This window comes from Nonomuraea ferruginea, assembly GCF_039540635.1.
In the GTDB taxonomy this organism is placed as follows: Bacteria; Actinomycetota; Actinomycetes; order Streptosporangiales; family Streptosporangiaceae; genus Nonomuraea; species Nonomuraea ferruginea.
Genome location: NZ_BAABFD010000031.1, coordinates 12,515 through 28,492, shown reverse-complemented (window position 1 = coordinate 28,492; position 15,978 = coordinate 12,515). Strand labels below are relative to the sequence as shown.

The 15,978-nt window shown below is 72.8% G+C and carries 15 protein-coding genes and 1 tRNA gene; 5 read left to right on the top strand and 11 right to left on the bottom strand.

What is annotated here, in order from left to right; all coding sequences use genetic code 11:
- The first annotated feature begins 45 nt into the window (after positions 1-45).
- A complete protein-coding gene (locus ABD999_RS40335; RefSeq protein ID WP_271277120.1) occupies positions 46-660 on the top strand; it encodes a TetR/AcrR family transcriptional regulator in 615 nt (204 codons plus the stop codon).
- 111 nt (positions 661-771) lie between these two features.
- Here ABD999_RS40335 and ABD999_RS40330 read toward each other — a convergent pair whose 3' ends face one another.
- Entirely contained in the window at positions 772-1,341 is a 570-nt protein-coding gene (locus ABD999_RS40330) for a hypothetical protein (RefSeq protein ID WP_271277119.1), read from the bottom strand.
- A gap of 252 nt (positions 1,342-1,593) precedes the next feature.
- Between ABD999_RS40330 and ABD999_RS40325 the strand changes: the two genes are divergently transcribed.
- Positions 1,594-1,890, top strand: a complete 297-nt coding sequence (locus ABD999_RS40325; protein WP_271277118.1) for a hypothetical protein — start codon at positions 1,594-1,596, stop codon at positions 1,888-1,890.
- Between the two features lie 28 nt (positions 1,891-1,918).
- On the opposite strand, the gene ABD999_RS40320 is transcribed toward ABD999_RS40325, so the two are convergent.
- Together ABD999_RS40320 and ABD999_RS40315 are read right to left on the bottom strand one after the other, a co-directional pair.
- Complete coding sequence (locus ABD999_RS40320; RefSeq protein ID WP_271277117.1) at positions 1,919-2,896, bottom strand: threonine ammonia-lyase; 978 nt, start codon at positions 2,894-2,896, stop codon at positions 1,919-1,921.
- A 30-nt stretch (positions 2,897-2,926) separates the two neighbouring features.
- Positions 2,927-3,643 carry a TetR/AcrR family transcriptional regulator gene (locus tag ABD999_RS40315; RefSeq protein ID WP_271277116.1) on the bottom strand — a complete coding sequence of 239 codons (717 nt, stop codon included), beginning with the start codon at positions 3,641-3,643 and terminating at the stop codon, positions 2,927-2,929.
- A gap of 79 nt (positions 3,644-3,722) precedes the next feature.
- Between ABD999_RS40315 and ABD999_RS40310 the strand changes: the two genes are divergently transcribed.
- Entirely contained in the window at positions 3,723-5,345 is a 1,623-nt protein-coding gene (locus ABD999_RS40310; protein ID WP_271277115.1) for an ABC-F family ATP-binding cassette domain-containing protein, read from the top strand.
- A gap of 14 nt (positions 5,346-5,359) precedes the next feature.
- On the opposite strand, the gene ABD999_RS40305 is transcribed toward ABD999_RS40310, so the two are convergent.
- From ABD999_RS40305 to ABD999_RS40295, 3 genes are all read right to left on the bottom strand, one after another.
- Positions 5,360-5,432: transfer RNA gene (locus tag ABD999_RS40305), tRNA-Ala, on the bottom strand.
- Between the two features lie 54 nt (positions 5,433-5,486).
- Positions 5,487-6,335, bottom strand: a complete 849-nt coding sequence (locus tag ABD999_RS40300; RefSeq protein ID WP_222708858.1) for an alpha/beta fold hydrolase — start codon at positions 6,333-6,335, stop codon at positions 5,487-5,489.
- 40 nt (positions 6,336-6,375) lie between these two features.
- Positions 6,376-7,803, bottom strand: coding sequence for a vWA domain-containing protein (locus ABD999_RS40295; RefSeq protein ID WP_271277114.1), 1,428 nt, complete (start codon positions 7,801-7,803; stop codon positions 6,376-6,378).
- A gap of 122 nt (positions 7,804-7,925) precedes the next feature.
- On the opposite strand from ABD999_RS40295, the gene ABD999_RS40290 reads away from it, so the two are divergent.
- A complete protein-coding gene (locus ABD999_RS40290) occupies positions 7,926-9,716 on the top strand; it encodes an asparagine synthetase B family protein (protein ID WP_148030085.1) in 1,791 nt (596 codons plus the stop codon).
- On the opposite strand, the gene ABD999_RS40285 is transcribed toward ABD999_RS40290, so the two are convergent.
- Genes ABD999_RS40285 through ABD999_RS40270 form a run of 4 tightly spaced genes read right to left on the bottom strand, consistent with a single transcriptional unit; the run spans position 9,717 to position 14,029 of the window.
- Entirely contained in the window at positions 9,717-10,772 is a 1,056-nt protein-coding gene (locus ABD999_RS40285; RefSeq protein WP_271277113.1) for a type III polyketide synthase, read from the bottom strand.
- A 9-nt stretch (positions 10,773-10,781) separates the two neighbouring features.
- Positions 10,782-12,320: an acyl-CoA carboxylase subunit beta gene (locus tag ABD999_RS40280; RefSeq protein WP_271277112.1), complete on the bottom strand. Its 1,539-nt coding sequence runs from the start codon at positions 12,318-12,320 to the stop codon at positions 10,782-10,784.
- 33 nt (positions 12,321-12,353) lie between these two features.
- Positions 12,354-12,761 carry a DUF3224 domain-containing protein gene (locus tag ABD999_RS40275; protein WP_148030088.1) on the bottom strand — a complete coding sequence of 136 codons (408 nt, stop codon included), beginning with the start codon at positions 12,759-12,761 and terminating at the stop codon, positions 12,354-12,356.
- A 35-nt stretch (positions 12,762-12,796) separates the two neighbouring features.
- Positions 12,797-14,029, bottom strand: a complete 1,233-nt coding sequence (locus ABD999_RS40270; RefSeq protein ID WP_148030089.1) for an FAD-binding protein — start codon at positions 14,027-14,029, stop codon at positions 12,797-12,799.
- Positions 14,030-14,056: 27 nt separating this feature from the next.
- Between ABD999_RS40270 and ABD999_RS40265 the strand changes: the two genes are divergently transcribed.
- Positions 14,057-14,992: a DUF5996 family protein gene (locus ABD999_RS40265; protein ID WP_271277111.1), complete on the top strand. Its 936-nt coding sequence runs from the start codon at positions 14,057-14,059 to the stop codon at positions 14,990-14,992.
- Positions 14,993-15,026: 34 nt separating this feature from the next.
- Here the strand turns inward: ABD999_RS40265 and ABD999_RS40260 are convergent, their stop codons facing one another.
- Positions 15,027-15,950 carry a DMT family transporter gene (locus ABD999_RS40260; protein WP_271277110.1) on the bottom strand — a complete coding sequence of 308 codons (924 nt, stop codon included), beginning with the start codon at positions 15,948-15,950 and terminating at the stop codon, positions 15,027-15,029.
- Between the last annotated feature and the right edge of the window lie 28 nt (positions 15,951-15,978).

Genomic DNA, 15,978 nt, shown 5'->3' with positions numbered 1-15,978 from the left:
AGTAACACTGAACCCATGAGTTCAGTACGCACCTAGAATGACGTCATGCCCACCACCCGTGGCCGCATCGACAAGCGGCAGGCCATCCTCGACGCCGCGATCACCGTCTTCGCCCGTCGCGGCTACGACCAGGCCTGCGTCCAGGAGATCGCCGACGAGGCCGGGGTCGCCAAGCCCACCGTCTACAACCACCTCACCGACAAGGCCACCCTGTTCCGCGAGGCGATGACGGCCGCCGCCGGCACCGCCGTCGCCCGCCACCTGGCCACCCTGGACCGCCTCACCGACCCCGGCGACGACCTCCGCCCGGTCCTCCGGGAAGTGGCGCTCGACCTGCTCCGCTGCCACTGCGACGACCGCTCCCGCGCCGTCCGCCGCCTCCTCCACGCCGAGCTGGCACGCTTCCCCGACCTGCTCTCCCTCGTACGAGGCCCCTCCGGCCACCGCGTCACCGAAGCCCTCGCCGACCGCCTCGCCCGCCTGACCCTCGCGGGCCGCCTGCGCCCGGCCGACCCCTCGACGGCGGCCGAGCAGCTCCTCGCCCTCCTCACCGGCCCCGCCGACCTGCACTGGCCCCTGGAAACCCCCTCGGACGACGACCTCGCCCGCATCGCGGACGCGGCCGTCGACACCTTCCTCCGCGCCTTCGCCCCACAGTGATCAGCCATCCGCGGGCATGAGAAAACCCGGCCCACAAGGAGCCAGGTGGCACACACCCTCAGCCCGCGACGAGCTCGCCTTCTGCCGCCGGGCCGGTGGCGTCCGAGCCGATCAGTTCTCCGTCTTGCCGAGGACGGCCAGGATCTGCCTGAGATGAGACTCCATGCTGTCGAAGCGGGTGTCCATGCGATCGAGGCGGGTGTCTATGCGGTCGAGTCGCTCATCTACTCCGTCCAAACGGGTGTCTATGCGGTCGAGGCGGGCATCGACACTGTCGAGGCGGGTATCCATGCGGTCGAGGCGGGCATCGACGCCGTCGAGGCGGGTATCCATGCGGTCGAGGCGGGTGTCGACGCCGTCGAGGCGGGAATCCAGGTCGGAGAAGCGGTGCTCGAACTTCTCGGTCAGCCGCTGCTCCACCCCCTGCAGATCCTTGCGCGTGGGGAGCGTGGCGTGGCCGGCCATGATCTCGCCGAAGACCGGCTCGGTGTAGTCAAGGATCTCCTTACGGATCGTGCTCGGGAGTTGCTTGACGGCGGTCTTGAGTTCGGCGACGTCGGTCCCGGTGGCGAACACGCGCAATTCCAATCTCTTGACGCGGTCGGCGAGGTGCATACGGTGCCGGGGGGATGACATACGGTAACCATAAGGGTCGGCCACACCGCTGAGCAGCGCAATCACCGTCCACACTCAAAGGGCAAGCCCTCGAACCATAGCCTGCGGGAGATCCGCCTGCGATGCGCCCGTCGCGGGGTCGGTCCAAGGCGCCGGAGAAGCAGGTGTATGTGAGCGCCGGGCACGGGGCGATGCGGCTGTGGGCGTGGGTTGCGAGCGCTAACGTGGGGCCGGTCCTTTGTCATGTCATTGAGTCAGGAGGAGCGCATGTCCCCCCGAACCCTCCAAACGAGAGCCGCCTTAGCTGGTTGTGCCTTGATGTCTCTCACTCTGTCCGCCTGTGGTGCCCCGACCGTTTCGTCTTCTGACATCTGCGGTGAGGCGCGTCCGCTGCTCACGCTGGTGGCCAACAGCGGGCCGCAAGGCTACGCGGCGCGGATGGATGAGTGGCACAAGGTCCTCGACATGGCGAAGAACGCGGAAAACCCAGCGCTTGGCGAGTTCGCGCGGCTCGCCGACGAGCGGTCGCGCAACGACTCGAACTATTACTCGCCCCTGAACCAGATCATGCGCGTCTCCTGCGGGGGTGTGGAGCCCGACATGGACAAGGCCTGACGCTCGCCCGCTGGGCTGCTGCGAGAAGTCAGGACTCGCGGGCAGCCGGGCCGGTCCAGCGGCGGTAGGCGTCCGGGTCGACGTTGCCGCCGCACACGATGGTGACCACGTGCCGGCCGGCGAAGCGGTCACGGTCTTCGAGGATCGCCGCGATGCCGAGCGCGGCCGACGGTTCGACGACGAGGCCGGCATGGTCGAGGAGCAGCCGCATGCCGGCGATGATCGACGTCTCCTGGACGAGGACGGCGTCGTCGGCGACCTGGAGGAGGTCGTCCAGGACGGCCGCGATCGGCAGCCGGCCGGCGACGCCGTCGGCGATGGTGTCGGTCGTCTCGGTGGTGACGACGCGCCGCTGCCGCCAGGAGAGGGTCATCGCCGGCGCGCCCGCGGGCTGGACGCAGATCACCTCGACGCCGGGGGCCAGGTCCTTCACCACGTGGCCCACGCCGGTGGCCAGCGCCCCGCCGCCGAGGGCGATGAGCACGGCGTCGAACGACGGCGCGGCGCCGGCCAGCTCCAGGCCGATGGTCGCCGCGCCCTCGCAGGTCTCGATGTCCAGGCTGTCCTCGACCAGCCGGATCCCCTCGTACCGCGCGATGCCGGCCGCCCGCTCACGAGCCAGGTCGAAGTCACCGTCCACCAGCTCCAGCCTGGCGTCCAGCGCGCGGATCCGATCAAGCTTGGCGGCGGGCGCGAAGCGGGACGCCACGACGGTGACGTCCAACCCCCGGCCGCGACCGGACCAGGCGAGGGCCTGGCCGAGGTTGCCCGCGCTGGCGCACACCACGGCTCGCGAGCCGCCGGCGGCGAGCGCGCTCGTCACGAGTTCGGTGCCGCGGGCCTTGAAGCTCCGGACCGGGTTCGCCGTTTCGAGCTTGACGCTCACCGCGCACCCGAGGCCGGGCTCCAGCGCCTCGCAGCGGTAGAGCGGAGTGTCGAGGAAGATCGGGTCGATCATCTCGCGGGCCGCCCGGATCCGGGCGGTGTCGAGGCGCGTCTCAGGCATGGCACAGCAGCGTAGCGCCGCCGGAGAGGATCACTTCCCGGCGATCCCGGCCTGGATGCCGTCGAGAAGCCAGGTCAGGCCGAGGGCGAAGCCGGTGTCCCAGTCGGCCTCCGCGACGTGCGGCCCGTGGGCGGCGAGGGCGGGGTAGCTCTCCTGATGGGCGCGCAGGTGCTCCTGAGCCGCCTGCCGCGCCTCCTGCCCCGCGCCGGTGGGCCAGGTGGCCTGCATCAGCCCGGAGCCGATGACGTAGTTGGACAGCCCGTACGCGGCGGCCGTGAGGTGGGGTTCGACGGCCCCGGCCCTCAGGAGGGTCGCGTACAGGAACTCGCTGCGGGCCAGCACGTTGGGCCCCAGCATCGGACGGCTCAGCAGCGCCGCCGACCAGGGATGCCGCAGCAGGACCGCGCGCCATCCGTCGATCAGTGCGGTGATGTCGGCGCGCCACCCCCGGCTTTCCGCCGGGATCAGGACCTCGGCGAAGATCATGTCGAGGGCGAGGTCGAGGACGTCGTCCTTGGTCTTCACGTGCCAGTAGAGCGTGGTCGAGCCGGTGCCGAGCCGTTCGGCCAGCCGGCGCATGGTCAGCCGGTCGGCGCCTTCGGCGTCCAGGAGCGTCACGGCCTCCTCGACGATCCGATCCCGGCTGAGCGGCGGGGCGTCGCGTCCCTTCCGCGCGGACGGGCGCAGCCACACGTCCCCCGCGGTCCCTGATCGGCGGGCTCCCGAATCTGCCTTGCTGATGTCCACGTACGTGAGTCTAGTATGGCGATCGGGCACCGGATCATTGATCCAGTGACCGGAACAGTGATCCGGTGAAGGAGGGACCGTGGCAGGACACGTCGAGGTGGACGGGCTGACCTACGTGCTGCCGGACGGGCGGCTGCTCCTGCACGAGGTGTCCTTCCGCGTCGGGGACGGCGTCAAGGCCGCCCTGGTGGGACCGAACGGTGCGGGCAAGACCACCCTGCTGAAGCTGATCGCCGGAGATCTGCGACCGGCCGACGGCCGGGTGGTCTCCTCAGGAGGGCTGGGGGTGATGCGGCAGTTCATCGGCGACATCCGAGACGACCGGAGCGTGCGCGACCTGTTGCTGTCGGTGGCGCCGGAGCGGGTCCGCGACGCCGCCGAGGCCCTGGCGCGGGCGGAGGAGGCGATCGCCGCCCGCGACGACGAGGCGTCGCAGCTGGCCTACGCGCAGGCCGTCGCCGACTACGCCGACGTCGGCGGCTACGACATGGAGGTCGTCTGGGACGTCTGCACCACCGAGGCCATGGGCCTGCCCTGCGACGCGGTCAGGGACCGCCCGGTGACCACCCTGTCGGGAGGCGAGCAGAAACGCCTCGCCCTGGAGGCCCTGCTCCGCGGCCCGGACGAGGTCCTGCTGCTGGACGAGCCGGACAACTATCTGGACGTGCCCGCCAAGCAGTGGCTCGAAGGCCGGTTGCGGGCCACGGACAAGACCGTGTTGCTCGTCTCCCACGACCGCCGGCTCCTGGCCGAGGCGGCCGACCGGATCGTGACCGTGGAGGACCGCGGCGTCTGGGTCCACGGCGGTGGCTTCGCCGCCTACGCCGAAGCGCGTGAGCAGCGCATCAACCGGCTGGAAGAGCGGCGCCGCCGCTGGGACGAGGAGCACGCCAAGCTCAGGCGGATGGTGCACACCCTGCGGCAGACCGCGGCCAACAACGACGCGCTGGCCTCGGCCTACCGCGCCGCGCGCACCCGGCTGAGCCGCTTCGAGGAGTCCGGCCCGCCCCAGCGCCCGCCCAGGGCGCAGAACGTGCGGATCCGCCTGCGCGGCGGCCGCACCGGCAAGCGCGCCGTCATCTGCGAGAACCTGGAGCTCGTCGGCCTGATGCGGCCGTTCGACACCGAGATCTGGTACGGCGAGCGGGTCGGGATCCTCGGCTCCAACGGCTCGGGCAAGTCCACGTTCCTGGAGCTGCTGGAGCAGGCCGCCGACGGCGCGGCGCCCGCGGTGCGGCACAGCGGCTCCGCGCGGCTGGGTGCGCGGGTGGTCCCGGGGCGGTTCGTGCAGACCCACGCCCGGCCGGACCTGCACGGCCGCACCCCGGTCGAGCTGGTCACGACCGGTCACGCGTGCACGCTGAACGAGGCGATGGCCGCTCTGGCCCGCTACGAGCTCGCGCCCGCCGCCGGCCAGCTGTTCGAGACCCTCTCGGGCGGCCAGCAGGCCCGGCTGCAGATCCTGCTGCTGGAGCTGTCCGGCGCCACCCTGCTGTTGCTGGACGAGCCCACCGACAACCTCGACCTGGCCAGCGCGGAAGCCCTGCAGCAGGGTCTGGAATCCTTCTCCGGCACTGTGCTGGCCGTCACCCACGACCGCTGGTTCGCCGCCGATCTCGACCGTTTCCTGATCTTCGGCGCTGACGGGACCGTGCACGAGAGCGCCGAGCCGGTCTGGCACGAGCGGCAGGCCCGAAAATGACTACCTGTGTGAGGTGGAGCTATGGGGATTCGAACCCCAGACCTCTTCCATGCCATGGAAGCGCGCTACCAACTGCGCCATAGCCCCTCGCATCGCTGCGTGCCCCAGTGTATCGGACCCTAAGACCTCTCTCGTACCGCTTTATTCACCGGCCAGGCCGCCGAGGATCACCTCGGCGTGCGTCCACAGCAGCGCCCCGCCCACCCCCGCGACGAGGTGCCGCCGCGCCCCGGGGATGCGCCCGGCCAGCGTCGCCCCCTGGTCGGGCGAGTGCCCGTGGTCCAGCTCGCCGTACCAGAGCTCGGCCGGTACGGTGACGCGCCCGAGGTCGAACGGCCACCGTCCCATGGCCAGCAGCGTGTCGCGGGCGTAGCCGGCGGGCCCCTGCTGGAACGCCTCCGCCATGGCCCTGCGGTAGGCCCGTTCGAAGGCCGGGTCCTCGTACACGGCCCGGTCCTCGGGAGGGCTGCCGGGCACGATCATGTCCCACAGCGCGTCGGGGGTGAACCGGGAGAAGAACTCCTCGGCGGCCACGGGGTCGCCGGTCACCGAGTCGACGAGGCCGCGCAGCTCGGGCGGCAGCCCGTCGCGGAACTCGGGCGCGGCCACCTCGTCGGAGCCGGACACGATCGTGACCCGGGAGGCGACGCCGGCCGCGGCGCAGGCCAGCGCGAACGGCGCGCCCTGGGAGAACCCGACGACCGGGATGCCGTCGAGCCCGGAGGCGCGCACGTCGCGGGGCCAGTCCGCGAGGGTGCGGCCCGGGCTGGGATCGGAGGCGCCGAGCCCGGGACGGTCGAGCGAGACGAGCCGGATGCCGAGCCGGTCGACCGTCCCCGCGCCGAAGCCGAGTGTCCGGCTGGTGCCCGCCCCGGGGCAGAAGAGCACGGGCCGGCCGTCGTGCGGCCCCCACTCGGCCCAGCCGAGCCTGCGGCCGTCGGGGAGGGTCGTCTGCCCGAGCCTGGCGGGCGGTTCGACTTTCACGCTCACCCTCTCAAGATGCCCAGACGGCCACAATCCTCGCAATCGGTTATCGCACCTCGCCCGCCTTGCCGATGAGCCCGGCCAGCTCGGTGACCATCGGGTCCTCGGAGGACCGCGCCAGGCGGGCGGCGTGCTCGCCGAGCGCGGGCAGGTCCATGCCGAACGCCTCGCCGTCGCGCATCTGGAGGGCGAAGGCCGCGGCGACCACGTCCACCTGGAGCCGCAGCGGCGCGCCGGACCACAGCTCGCCGGCGAGGGCGCCCACATCGACGGAGTCGGCGGCCTCGGCGGGCCGGCGGGTGTCGGGGTCCTGCCAGCGCACGGTGGCGGTGGCGAGATGGCCTTCGGCGCCGGGCCTGAGCTTGAGCGCGTACAGGGCGGTGACGGAGTGGCCGGGCCCGACCTCGCCGCCGTCGGCGCTGTCGTCGCGGAACTCCTCCGCCTTCAGCGCCCGGTTCTCGTAGCCGACGAGGTGATGCTCCTCGACCACGTCCGGGTTGAACTCGACCTGGGCCTTGGCGTCGCGGGCGCGCAGTTCGAGGGTGGCGGGCAGCCGGGAGACGAACGCCCTCTCGGCCTCCTCGGGGCTCGACACGTAGATGGCGGCGCCGTCACCGTTGTCGGCCAGCTGCTCCATCAGCTCGTCGCCGTACTCGCGGCCGACGCCGACGGTGAGCAGCGTGATCTCCTCGGCGGCGCTCTCCCCGACCCGGTCGAGGATGCCCTGCCAGGCGGTGCTGCCCTGGTTGGCGAGGCCGTCGGAGAGCAGGATGACCCGGTTCGTGGCGGCGGGCCGGAAGGCGCGCGAGGCTTCCTCGTACCCGAGGACGAGCCCGGACTCGAGATTGGTGCCGCCCTGCACGGTGAGCCGGTCGACGGCGGCGTGCAGGTCGGCCCGGGCGGCGAGCGGCGTCATGGCGGCGAGCAGCTGGGCCGTGTCGCTGAAGGCCACGACGGCGACCTGGTCGCCGGGGGTGAGCTGGTCGAGCAGCGTGCGCAGGGCCTGCTGGACGAGGTCGAGCCGGCCGGGCTCGGCCATGGAGCCGGAGACGTCGATGACGAAGGTGAGGTTGGCCGGCCTGCGGGCCTGGGTGGTGGAGCCGCGCGTCTGCAGGCCGACCCGGAGCACGGCCCGGTCGCGGCCGGGGAGCCGGGCGCCGTCGGTGTGCACGGTGAAGCCGTTGTCGGGCGGTTCGGCGTAGTCCTGGCGGAAGGAGTTGACGAACTCCTCGGGCCGGATCTGGCCGGGTTCCGGCCGGCGCCCCTCCCGCAGGGTGCGGCGCGCGTAGGAGTACGAGGCGGTGTCGACGTCCAGCGCGAACGTGGAGATCCTGGCGCTGGTGGTCTCCGACAGCTCCGGGCGCATGGGCGCCGGGTTCTCCTGGGCGGCGGGCGCGTCCCCGGCCGAGCCGCCGCACGCGGTGAGCGTCAGCAGCGCCGCGAGTCCGATCGCCGCCAGCGAACGTTTCTTCATGTGCGTCACCTCCACGCCCTATGACGGGTCTGGGGAGCGGCCGGCCGGGCCGGTGACGCAAGCGAGCGCAAACCGCGACTCTTACGTGATCGATTGTCACGAAGTAGTCGTTTCCTGTAGGCATGGGTGCCGTGCGTATCTATGTGGGTCTGGCCGCCAAGGGCCGTGAGGTTCCGGCCAGGGTCCTGGAGAAGATCCGTTCCGTCGCCGAGACGGCCTTCCCGGTCCCGCCGGAGGTGATCCGCGGCAGCGAATGGCACGGCCGCGGCGTGTCCCTGTTCGGGTGGACGAACGAGCCGGACGACTCGCGGCGGCCGCCGCTGCTGACGGAGTCGGGCGGGCGGGTGCTCGGGCTGAACGGTCATCTGGCCGACCCGGACGACGCCGGCCGGCTGATCGGCGATCCGCTGGGCGAGGGGATCGGCGGCTGCTTCTCCGCCTGGGTGGCGGGCGACGGCGTGCTGTCCGCGGCGACCGCGATCAACCGGGTCTGCCCGGTGTTCTACGCCGAGACGCCCGAGCTGCACGTCGTCGGCAGCCGGGCCCTGCTCGTGCACCTGGCGGCCCAGCAGGGCGACCGGGTGGAGCACGACGTGCTCGCCCTGCAGACGATGGTCCGCCAGGGGTTCTTCCTGTCGGACGAGACCCCGTACCGGGGGGTGACGGCGCTGCGCCCGAGCACGCGGCTGGACGTGCGGGACGGGCGGCGCGTCATCACCGAGACGCCGCTGCCGGTGGCGGCGCCCGCGCCGACGTCGGAGCGGGGCAAGCGGAAGGCGATCGGCGAGCTGGCCGAGGCGCTGCTGGCCACCGTCGCCCCGCTGCGCGGGCTGGGCGAGCCGGTGAACCTGGCGCTGACCGGCGGGCGCGACACCCGCATTCTCGGGGCGCTGCTGTACGCCGCGAAGGTGCCGTTCCGGGTGACCACGAACGGGCTCGACGCGCACCCGGACGTGATCCTGGCCCGGCAGATCGCCGGCCGGCTCGGCGTCGAGCACACGGTGATCGCGCCGCCGCAGACGGCCGGGCAGGACGCGGTGCTGGTGGAGCACCCGCTGGACCGGGTCTGGGAGACGCTGCGCACCTGCGAGGGCATGACGTCCGCGTACGAGTCGATCGTCGGTTACCTGCCCTACTCCGGCAAGCCGACCATGTCCGGGCAGAGCGGCGAGACGCTCCGGGCGGGCAGCCTGAACCTGCTGCAGAGCGACCTGAGCGACAAGGCGCTGCTGCGCCGCATCACCACCACGTTCGGCAAGGACGACAAGCTGTTCACCGACGAGGCGAACGAGCACGCCCGCGAGCTGGCCCGGCCGTGGCTGGCCAGGAAGGACCGGCTGGAGGCGCTGGACCACATCTACGTCTGGTACAAGGTGGGCCGCTGGCAGGCCAGCGCCCGCGCGGGGTCGCTGCGCCGCGGCGACCCGGTCCGGCCGTTCCTGGACAACCGCGTGGTACGGGCCGCGCTGGGGCTGGATCAGGCCTGGCGGCTGTCCGAAGAGGTGATCTACGCGCTGATCCTGCGGTTCGCGCCCCAGCTGCGTGACGTGCCGATCGAGGGCAAGCCGTGGCGGTTCGCCGCGGCGCTGGAGAGCCGGCCGTCGCACTGGTGGCGGCGGGCGCCGCGGCCCCCGGCGCACATGCCGACGCTCCGCACGGGCGGCGGCTGGAGCTGGCGGACCAGCCCCGGCCCGGTGCTGACGGACGTGCTGCGGCAGCAGGTGCTGGGCAGTCTGGACGCGCTGGCGCCGATCGTGCGGCCGGACGAGGTGCGCGCCCTGTTCGCCGACCCGGTGGTCAAGAAGCCGGCCCTGGCCTGGCACCTGTACACGGTGAGCGCGCTGCTGACCGGCGTCTACCCGGGCAAGCGGCCGGAGGGGCTGGAGCGGATCCCGGTGTCGAAGCCGTCCTGATCACCAGTGCAGCAGGAGCAGTTCGGCGGAGAAGCCCGGCCCGAGCGCCAGCAGCACGGCCGGCTGGTCCTTGCGCCCGCGCGTCTCCTGCAGCACGTGCAGCACCGACACCGACGACAGGTTGCCGTGCTCGCGCAGCGACCGCCAGGTGACCTCCAGCGCCTCCGGTGACAGCTCCAGCGCCCCGGCCAGCCTGTCGATCACCTTGGGGCCGCCGGGGTGGCAGATCCAGGTGCCGACCTGGCCGGGGGTGAGGCCGTTGTCGGCGAGGAAGGCCACGACGTCCCCGGCCAGCACCTGGTCCACGAACTCGGGCAGCCCGGCGTCGAGCACGATGCGGAAGCCGTGCTCGCCGACCTCCCAGCCCATCAGGTGCTCGGTGCCGGGGTACAGCTTGCTCCGGGTGGCCACCACCTCGCGTCCGTCGCCGTGCCCGGCGGCCACGACGGCCGCGGCGCCGTCGCCGAACAGGCCGCTGGCTATCAGGTTCGCGACCGAGGTGTCGTCACGCTGCACGGTGAGCGAGCACAGCTCCACGCAGACGAGCAGCGCCACCTGGTCCGGCCAGCCGCGCAGGTAGTCGTGCAGCCGCGACAGCCCGGCCGCCCCGGCGGCGCAGCCCAGCCCGAACACCGGCACCCGCTTGACGTCCTCGCGCAGCCCCGCGCGCTGGGCCAGCCGGGCGTCGAGCGACGGCGCGGCGAGCCCGGTGGTGGAGCAGAACACCAGGAGGTCGACCTTCCCCGGCGGCAGCCCGGCCTTGTCCAGCGCGCCGGCGATCGCCCGCTCACCCAGGTCGAGCGCGATCTCCACGTAGGCGTCGTTGGCCCGGCCGAACGATTCGAGCTTGGCGTAGTCGTCCAGCGGCAGCGCCAGGTTGCGGCCGGTCACGCCGGTGGCGGTGTGGAAGCGCTTGAGCAGCCCCTCGTCGGCCGCCGTGAGCCGGGCGAACGCCTCGGTGATCTCCTCCTGCTCGTACCGGTGGTCCGGCAGGACGGTCCGTACCCCCCAGATGTACATGCCTGGTTTCTGCCGCTGAGAACCGCTGGCTAACATTTCGCCTGGTCACGGCCTCGTGGTGGCCCGCGGTCCCGGCTCCAGCACCTCGTACGCGTCGCGCGCCCACGCGGTGAGCACGGGACGCGTCTCCGCGGGGTCCACGATGTCCTCCACCAGGAACGCCTCGGCGGTGCGGAACGGCGACCTGACCGCCTCCAGCCGCGCCGCGATCTCCGCCTTCATGGCCTCCGCGTCCGGCCCGGCCTCCGCCAGCAGCCGCTTGAACGCCACCTCCAGCCCGCCCTCGATCGGCAGCGACCCCCAGTCGCCCGACGGCCAGGCGACGCGCAGGCCGTAGCGGTGGTGCGGCCGGTGCGCGGCCCCCGCCACCCCGAACACCCGCCGCACCAGCACCGACGCCCACGGCACCGTCGACTGGTAGACGGCGGCGAGCGCGCGGGCGCCGTGCCTGATGGTCGCGGCCCGCTCGGCGGCGCCCCCGATCACGAACCCCGGCTGGTCGACCAGGTGCACGACCGGCAGGTGGAAGGTCTCGGCGAAGTCCAGGAACCGGGTCGTCTTGTCCGCGCCCTGGGCGGTCATCCCGCCGCCGTAGAAGCGCGGGTCGCTCGCGAGCACCGCCACCGGCCTCCCGGACAGCCGGGCCAGCGCGGTGATCGTGGAGCGCGCGTGGCGGCGGCCGAGCTCCAGCACGCTGCCCTCGTCGAACACGGTGTCCATGATCGCGCGCATGTCGTACGGCTTGCGCCGGTCACGCGGGACGGCGGCGCGCAGCTCGGGCGAGACGCGGCCGGGGTCGTCGGCGCAGCCGGCGACCGGCGGGAGCCGCCAGGCGCTGCGCGGCAGGTAGCCGAGCACCCGCCGGGTCAGCGCGAACGCCTCCTGCTCGGAGCCGGCCACCAGGTCGACGGTGCCGGCGGCGGCCACGGTGCGCCAGCCGCCCAGCTCCTCCTTGCCCAGGCTCTCGCCCATCCCCGCCTCGACCACGGCAGGGCCGGCCACGAACACCTGGGACAGCTCCTTGACCATGATCGAGACGTGGGAGGTGACCAGCCGGGCGGCGCCCAGCCCGGCCACCGGGCCGAGGGCGAGCGCGACCACCGGGATCCGCCCCAGGTTGGCGACCACCTGGTCCCAGCCCGGGTTGTACGGGACGTACGTGCGGCCGTACTCCTCCAGCTGCTTGACGCTGCCGCCGCCGCCCGTGCCGTCGATCAGCCGGACGAGCGGCACCCGCATCTCGCCCGCCATCCGCTCGGCCAGGATCTGCTTCTCGTGGATGGCGGCGTCCGCCGCGCCGCCGCGCACGGTGAAGTCGTCGGCGGACACCACGACGCGGTGACCGTCGATCTCGGCGCGACCGATGATCACGTTCGACGGGGTGAAGCTCTCCAGCCGGCCTTCCGCGTACTCGGCGCGCCCGGCCAGCGCGCCCACCTCCTGCCAGGAGTCGGTGAGCGCGGCCAGCCGCTCCCGGACGGTCAGCCGGCCGGTGGCGTGCTGACGGGCGACGCGCTCCTCGCCGCCCATGCGCGCGGCCAGTTCCTTGCGGTGCTTCAGCTCGGCGAGCTCCGGGTCCCACACGACGCCCTCCATCCGTACCGGCTGGTCGGTAGGTTAGTGGGCGGGACCCTCCAAGGTGTAGTCGAACACGTAGGAGTGCGCGCCGTCCTCGGTGATCTCGATGTCCATCTCGCCGCGCAGGCCGCGCAGCTCGCCGGTGGCGGAGTCGGGCACGACCGAGATCCGCAACGACTGCGTGCCCCTGTCGCTGGCGGCGTTGTGCTGCACGACGAAGCTGCCCGCCCGGCCGTTGAGCGTGCCCTCGATGCGCTCCACGGCCACGTACGCCTTCGACTCCTCCACCGGGGTCGTCACCACCGTCAGGTGGACGGTGCTGGTGGCGGTGAGGCCGCCGTGGAAGGTCTTGGTCATCGTGACGCGGCCGAGTGAGACGTCGTCGTGCTGCTCGAACGGCTGCTCGGCGTGCCAGTCGGAGGTCTCGAAGGGCCCTTTGACAATCATGCTTCCATCGTGCCGCGCTTACCTGCCAGCTTCCGTCAGGTATCCAGCAGTGTCCGGGTGAAAGTGTTGCCGAACGTGCCGTCCGGGTCGTACCGGCGCACCAGCTCACGGAACCGGTCAGGGACCGCCGGGCGGCGGGTGAACAGCTTGCCCCAGTGCGGCCTGGGGTCGAACGGCGCCAGCACGTCCTCCACCAGCTTGATCACCGGCAGCACCGCCTCCGGGTTCTTCACCCAGGTGAAGTGGAACGCCACGCTGTCGCGCCCGCACGAGGGACTCAGCCACAGGTCGTCGGCCGCGACCGTGCGCACCTCCGAGATCTGCAGCACCGGCCGGATCCGGTCGCCGGCCGCGCGCAGCTCGCCCAGCGCGGCGGCGGCGTGCGAGCGCTCCAGCAGCCACTCCGACTGCAGCTCGTCCCCGGCGCTGCTGGGCGGCGCGTCCGCGCGGAAGTGCGGCAGCCGCTCGTGCCACGGGCCCGGCACGCCGAGCTGTACGGTGCAGCTCTCGGCGGGCATGCCGGGCACGGGATGCCGCGGGCCGTCCGCCGGCCGGGTGCCGTGCCAGTCGTCGCCGGGCGGCTCGCCGCGGGTCTTGATCCAGGCCCGCGTGTCGCGGTAGTCGGTGAACAGGCTGACGCTGTAGCCGTCGGCCATGACCTCGTCGAACGGGGCGTCGTCCGGCACGCCCTCGCGCACGTACTGGCGCAGCTCGAACGCCGGCACCAGGTCCAGGGTGAGCGCGGACACCACGCCGAGCGCGCCGAGCGCGACCACCGCGCCGGGGAAGTCGTCGTGGCCGCGTTCGAGGGTGACCACCGAGCCGTCGGCGGTGACCAGCTCCAGGCCGCGGACGGCGGCCGACAGGCTCGGGTTGCCCACCCCGGAGCCGTGGGTGCCGGTCGCGACCGAGCCCGCCACCGAGATGTGCGGCAGCGACGCCAGGTTGGCCAGCGCGAACCCGCGCGCGTGCAGCTCGGGGGCGAGCCGCGCGTACGTGGTGGCCGCGCCGACCCGCACCCGCGCCGCCGCGCCGTCGATCTCGATCAGGGGCGGCATCCGGTCGAGCCGCACCAGCTCACCGGGGGAGTCGGCGACGTCGTTGAAGGAGTGGCCGCTGCCGAGCGCGCGCACCCGCCGGGCGGCGGCGACCAGGCTCCGGAGCTCGTCGAGTGAGGTGGGGTGGTGGATCCGGGATGCCGTGAAGGCGGTGTTTCCCGCCCAGTTGGTCAGCGTCACCGCCCCACTTTGGCACAACCCCTCATGCATCGGACGGCCGTGGGGATGGTGAGGGACATGGAACTGTTTCCCGCGATCCCGCTGGCCGCATGGCAGGACACCAAGGCCACGCTGCACCGCTTCGCCCAGATCGTCGGCAAGATCCGCCTCGCGGCCGGGATCCGGCGCAACCACTGGTGGCACGTGCCGTTCCACCTGACCGGGCGGGGCATCACCACCCGCCCGACGGGACGGGCCGACGGCGGGCCGATCTTCACCATCGACTTCGACTTCGTCGCCCATCAGCTGGTCGTCGCCACGATCGACGGCCGGGCGGTGACGTTCCCCCTCTACGGCCAGTCCGTGGCGTCGTTCTACGACGAGGTCATGCGGGCACTCGGGGACCTGGACGCGCCGGTCGACGTCGACATTCCGCAGCCGTTCGACCTGCCCGACTCCGGCCGGCCGTTCGCCGAGGACACCGAGCACGCGGCCTACGACCCCGTCCACGCGACGCGTTACTGGCAGGTGCTCAGCCAGGTCAACCTGGTGCTGGAGGAGTTCGCCTCCGGTTACTCGGGCAAGATCAGCCCGGTCCACCACTTCTGGCACACCTTCGACATCGCCTCCACGAGGTTCTCCGACCGGGTGATCGACCAGCCTTCCGGCAACGACCCGGTGACCCGCGAGGCGTACTCCCGCGAGGTGATCAGCTCCGGCTTCTGGTTCGGCGACGACACCTTCCCGCAACCGGCCTTCTACTCCTACACCGCGCCGGAGCCCGCCGGGCTGGCCGGCCAACCGCTGCTCCCCGGGACCGCGGAGTGGGTCGAGCAGCGCGGGAGCCACCTGGCCATTCTGCGCTACGACGACGCCAGGGCCGAGCCCTCCCCGCGCGAGGCCGTCCTGGCCTTCTACCAGAGCGCCTACGAGGCCGGGGCGCGGCTCGCGGGCTGGGACGTCGGAGCCGTCGCCTGCCCCGGCGGGGTCACGGACCCGGTCGCCTCGTCCTGACCGCCGCGGGCGCGCTGTCGCGCGGCGGCGGAGGTCAGCTCAGCTGGATCGTGACGGCGCCGCCCAGGAGCAGGGCCAGGCCGAGCAGGCGGGAGGCGTCCATCGGCCGCCTGGGCATGCGGAACAGGCCGTAGTGGTCGATGACGGCGGAGGTCAGCTGCTGGCCGGTGACCGTCAGGGCGATCGTCACCGCCGCGCCGATGGCGGGCAGGAGCAGGAACGTCCCCGTCACGTACGCGGCCGCGCACGCCCCGCCCAGCCACCCCCACCAGGGCATCGCCCGCAGCCCCGCGAGGCGCGGGCGGGGCGTGCGGCGGGTGGCGGTCAGCACCAGCAGGAGAGCCGCGATGGTGAGCGTGGCGACGGTGAAGCTGACGGCGGCGACGGTGAGCGGCTCGTCCAGGCCGGCCCGGAGCCTGGCGTTGACGGCTCCCTGCACGGGGAGCGCCGCGCCGGCGACGAGCCCGAGGGCGAGCCAGCCGGGCCGCGTCCGGGTCCTGCCGGGGACGCCGCCGCCCAGGCCGCGGACGATGACGGTGATGCCCGCCAGCACCGCGAGGGCGCCCGCGACGATCCCGGCGTCCGGTTCCTCACGCGCCAGCCCGAGGAGTCCGAACGAGTCCAGCCCGAGCGAGGCGAACATCTGGCCGGTGACGAACAGGCCGGCGGTCACCAGGGCGCCGAGCCGGGGGAACAGCAGGATGCCGCTGGTGATGTAGAGCGGGCTGGCCAGGCCGCCGAGCAGGTGCCAGACCGGGACGTCGGCCGTCCGGGCGAGCACGCCGAGGGCGCCGGTGGCCAGCGCGAGGACGGCCAGCAGGCCGGTCGCGACGCCCAGTTGCAGGGTCGAGGCGCCGTAGGGCGTGCCCACGGCCCGGTTGAGCTGCAGGTTCGCCGACGCCTGGACGGCGAGGAGGCAACCGGCCAGCAACGCGGCACCCAGAAGAGCGGTCTCCATGAGACTCCTCCACGAGACAGAAGCGGAC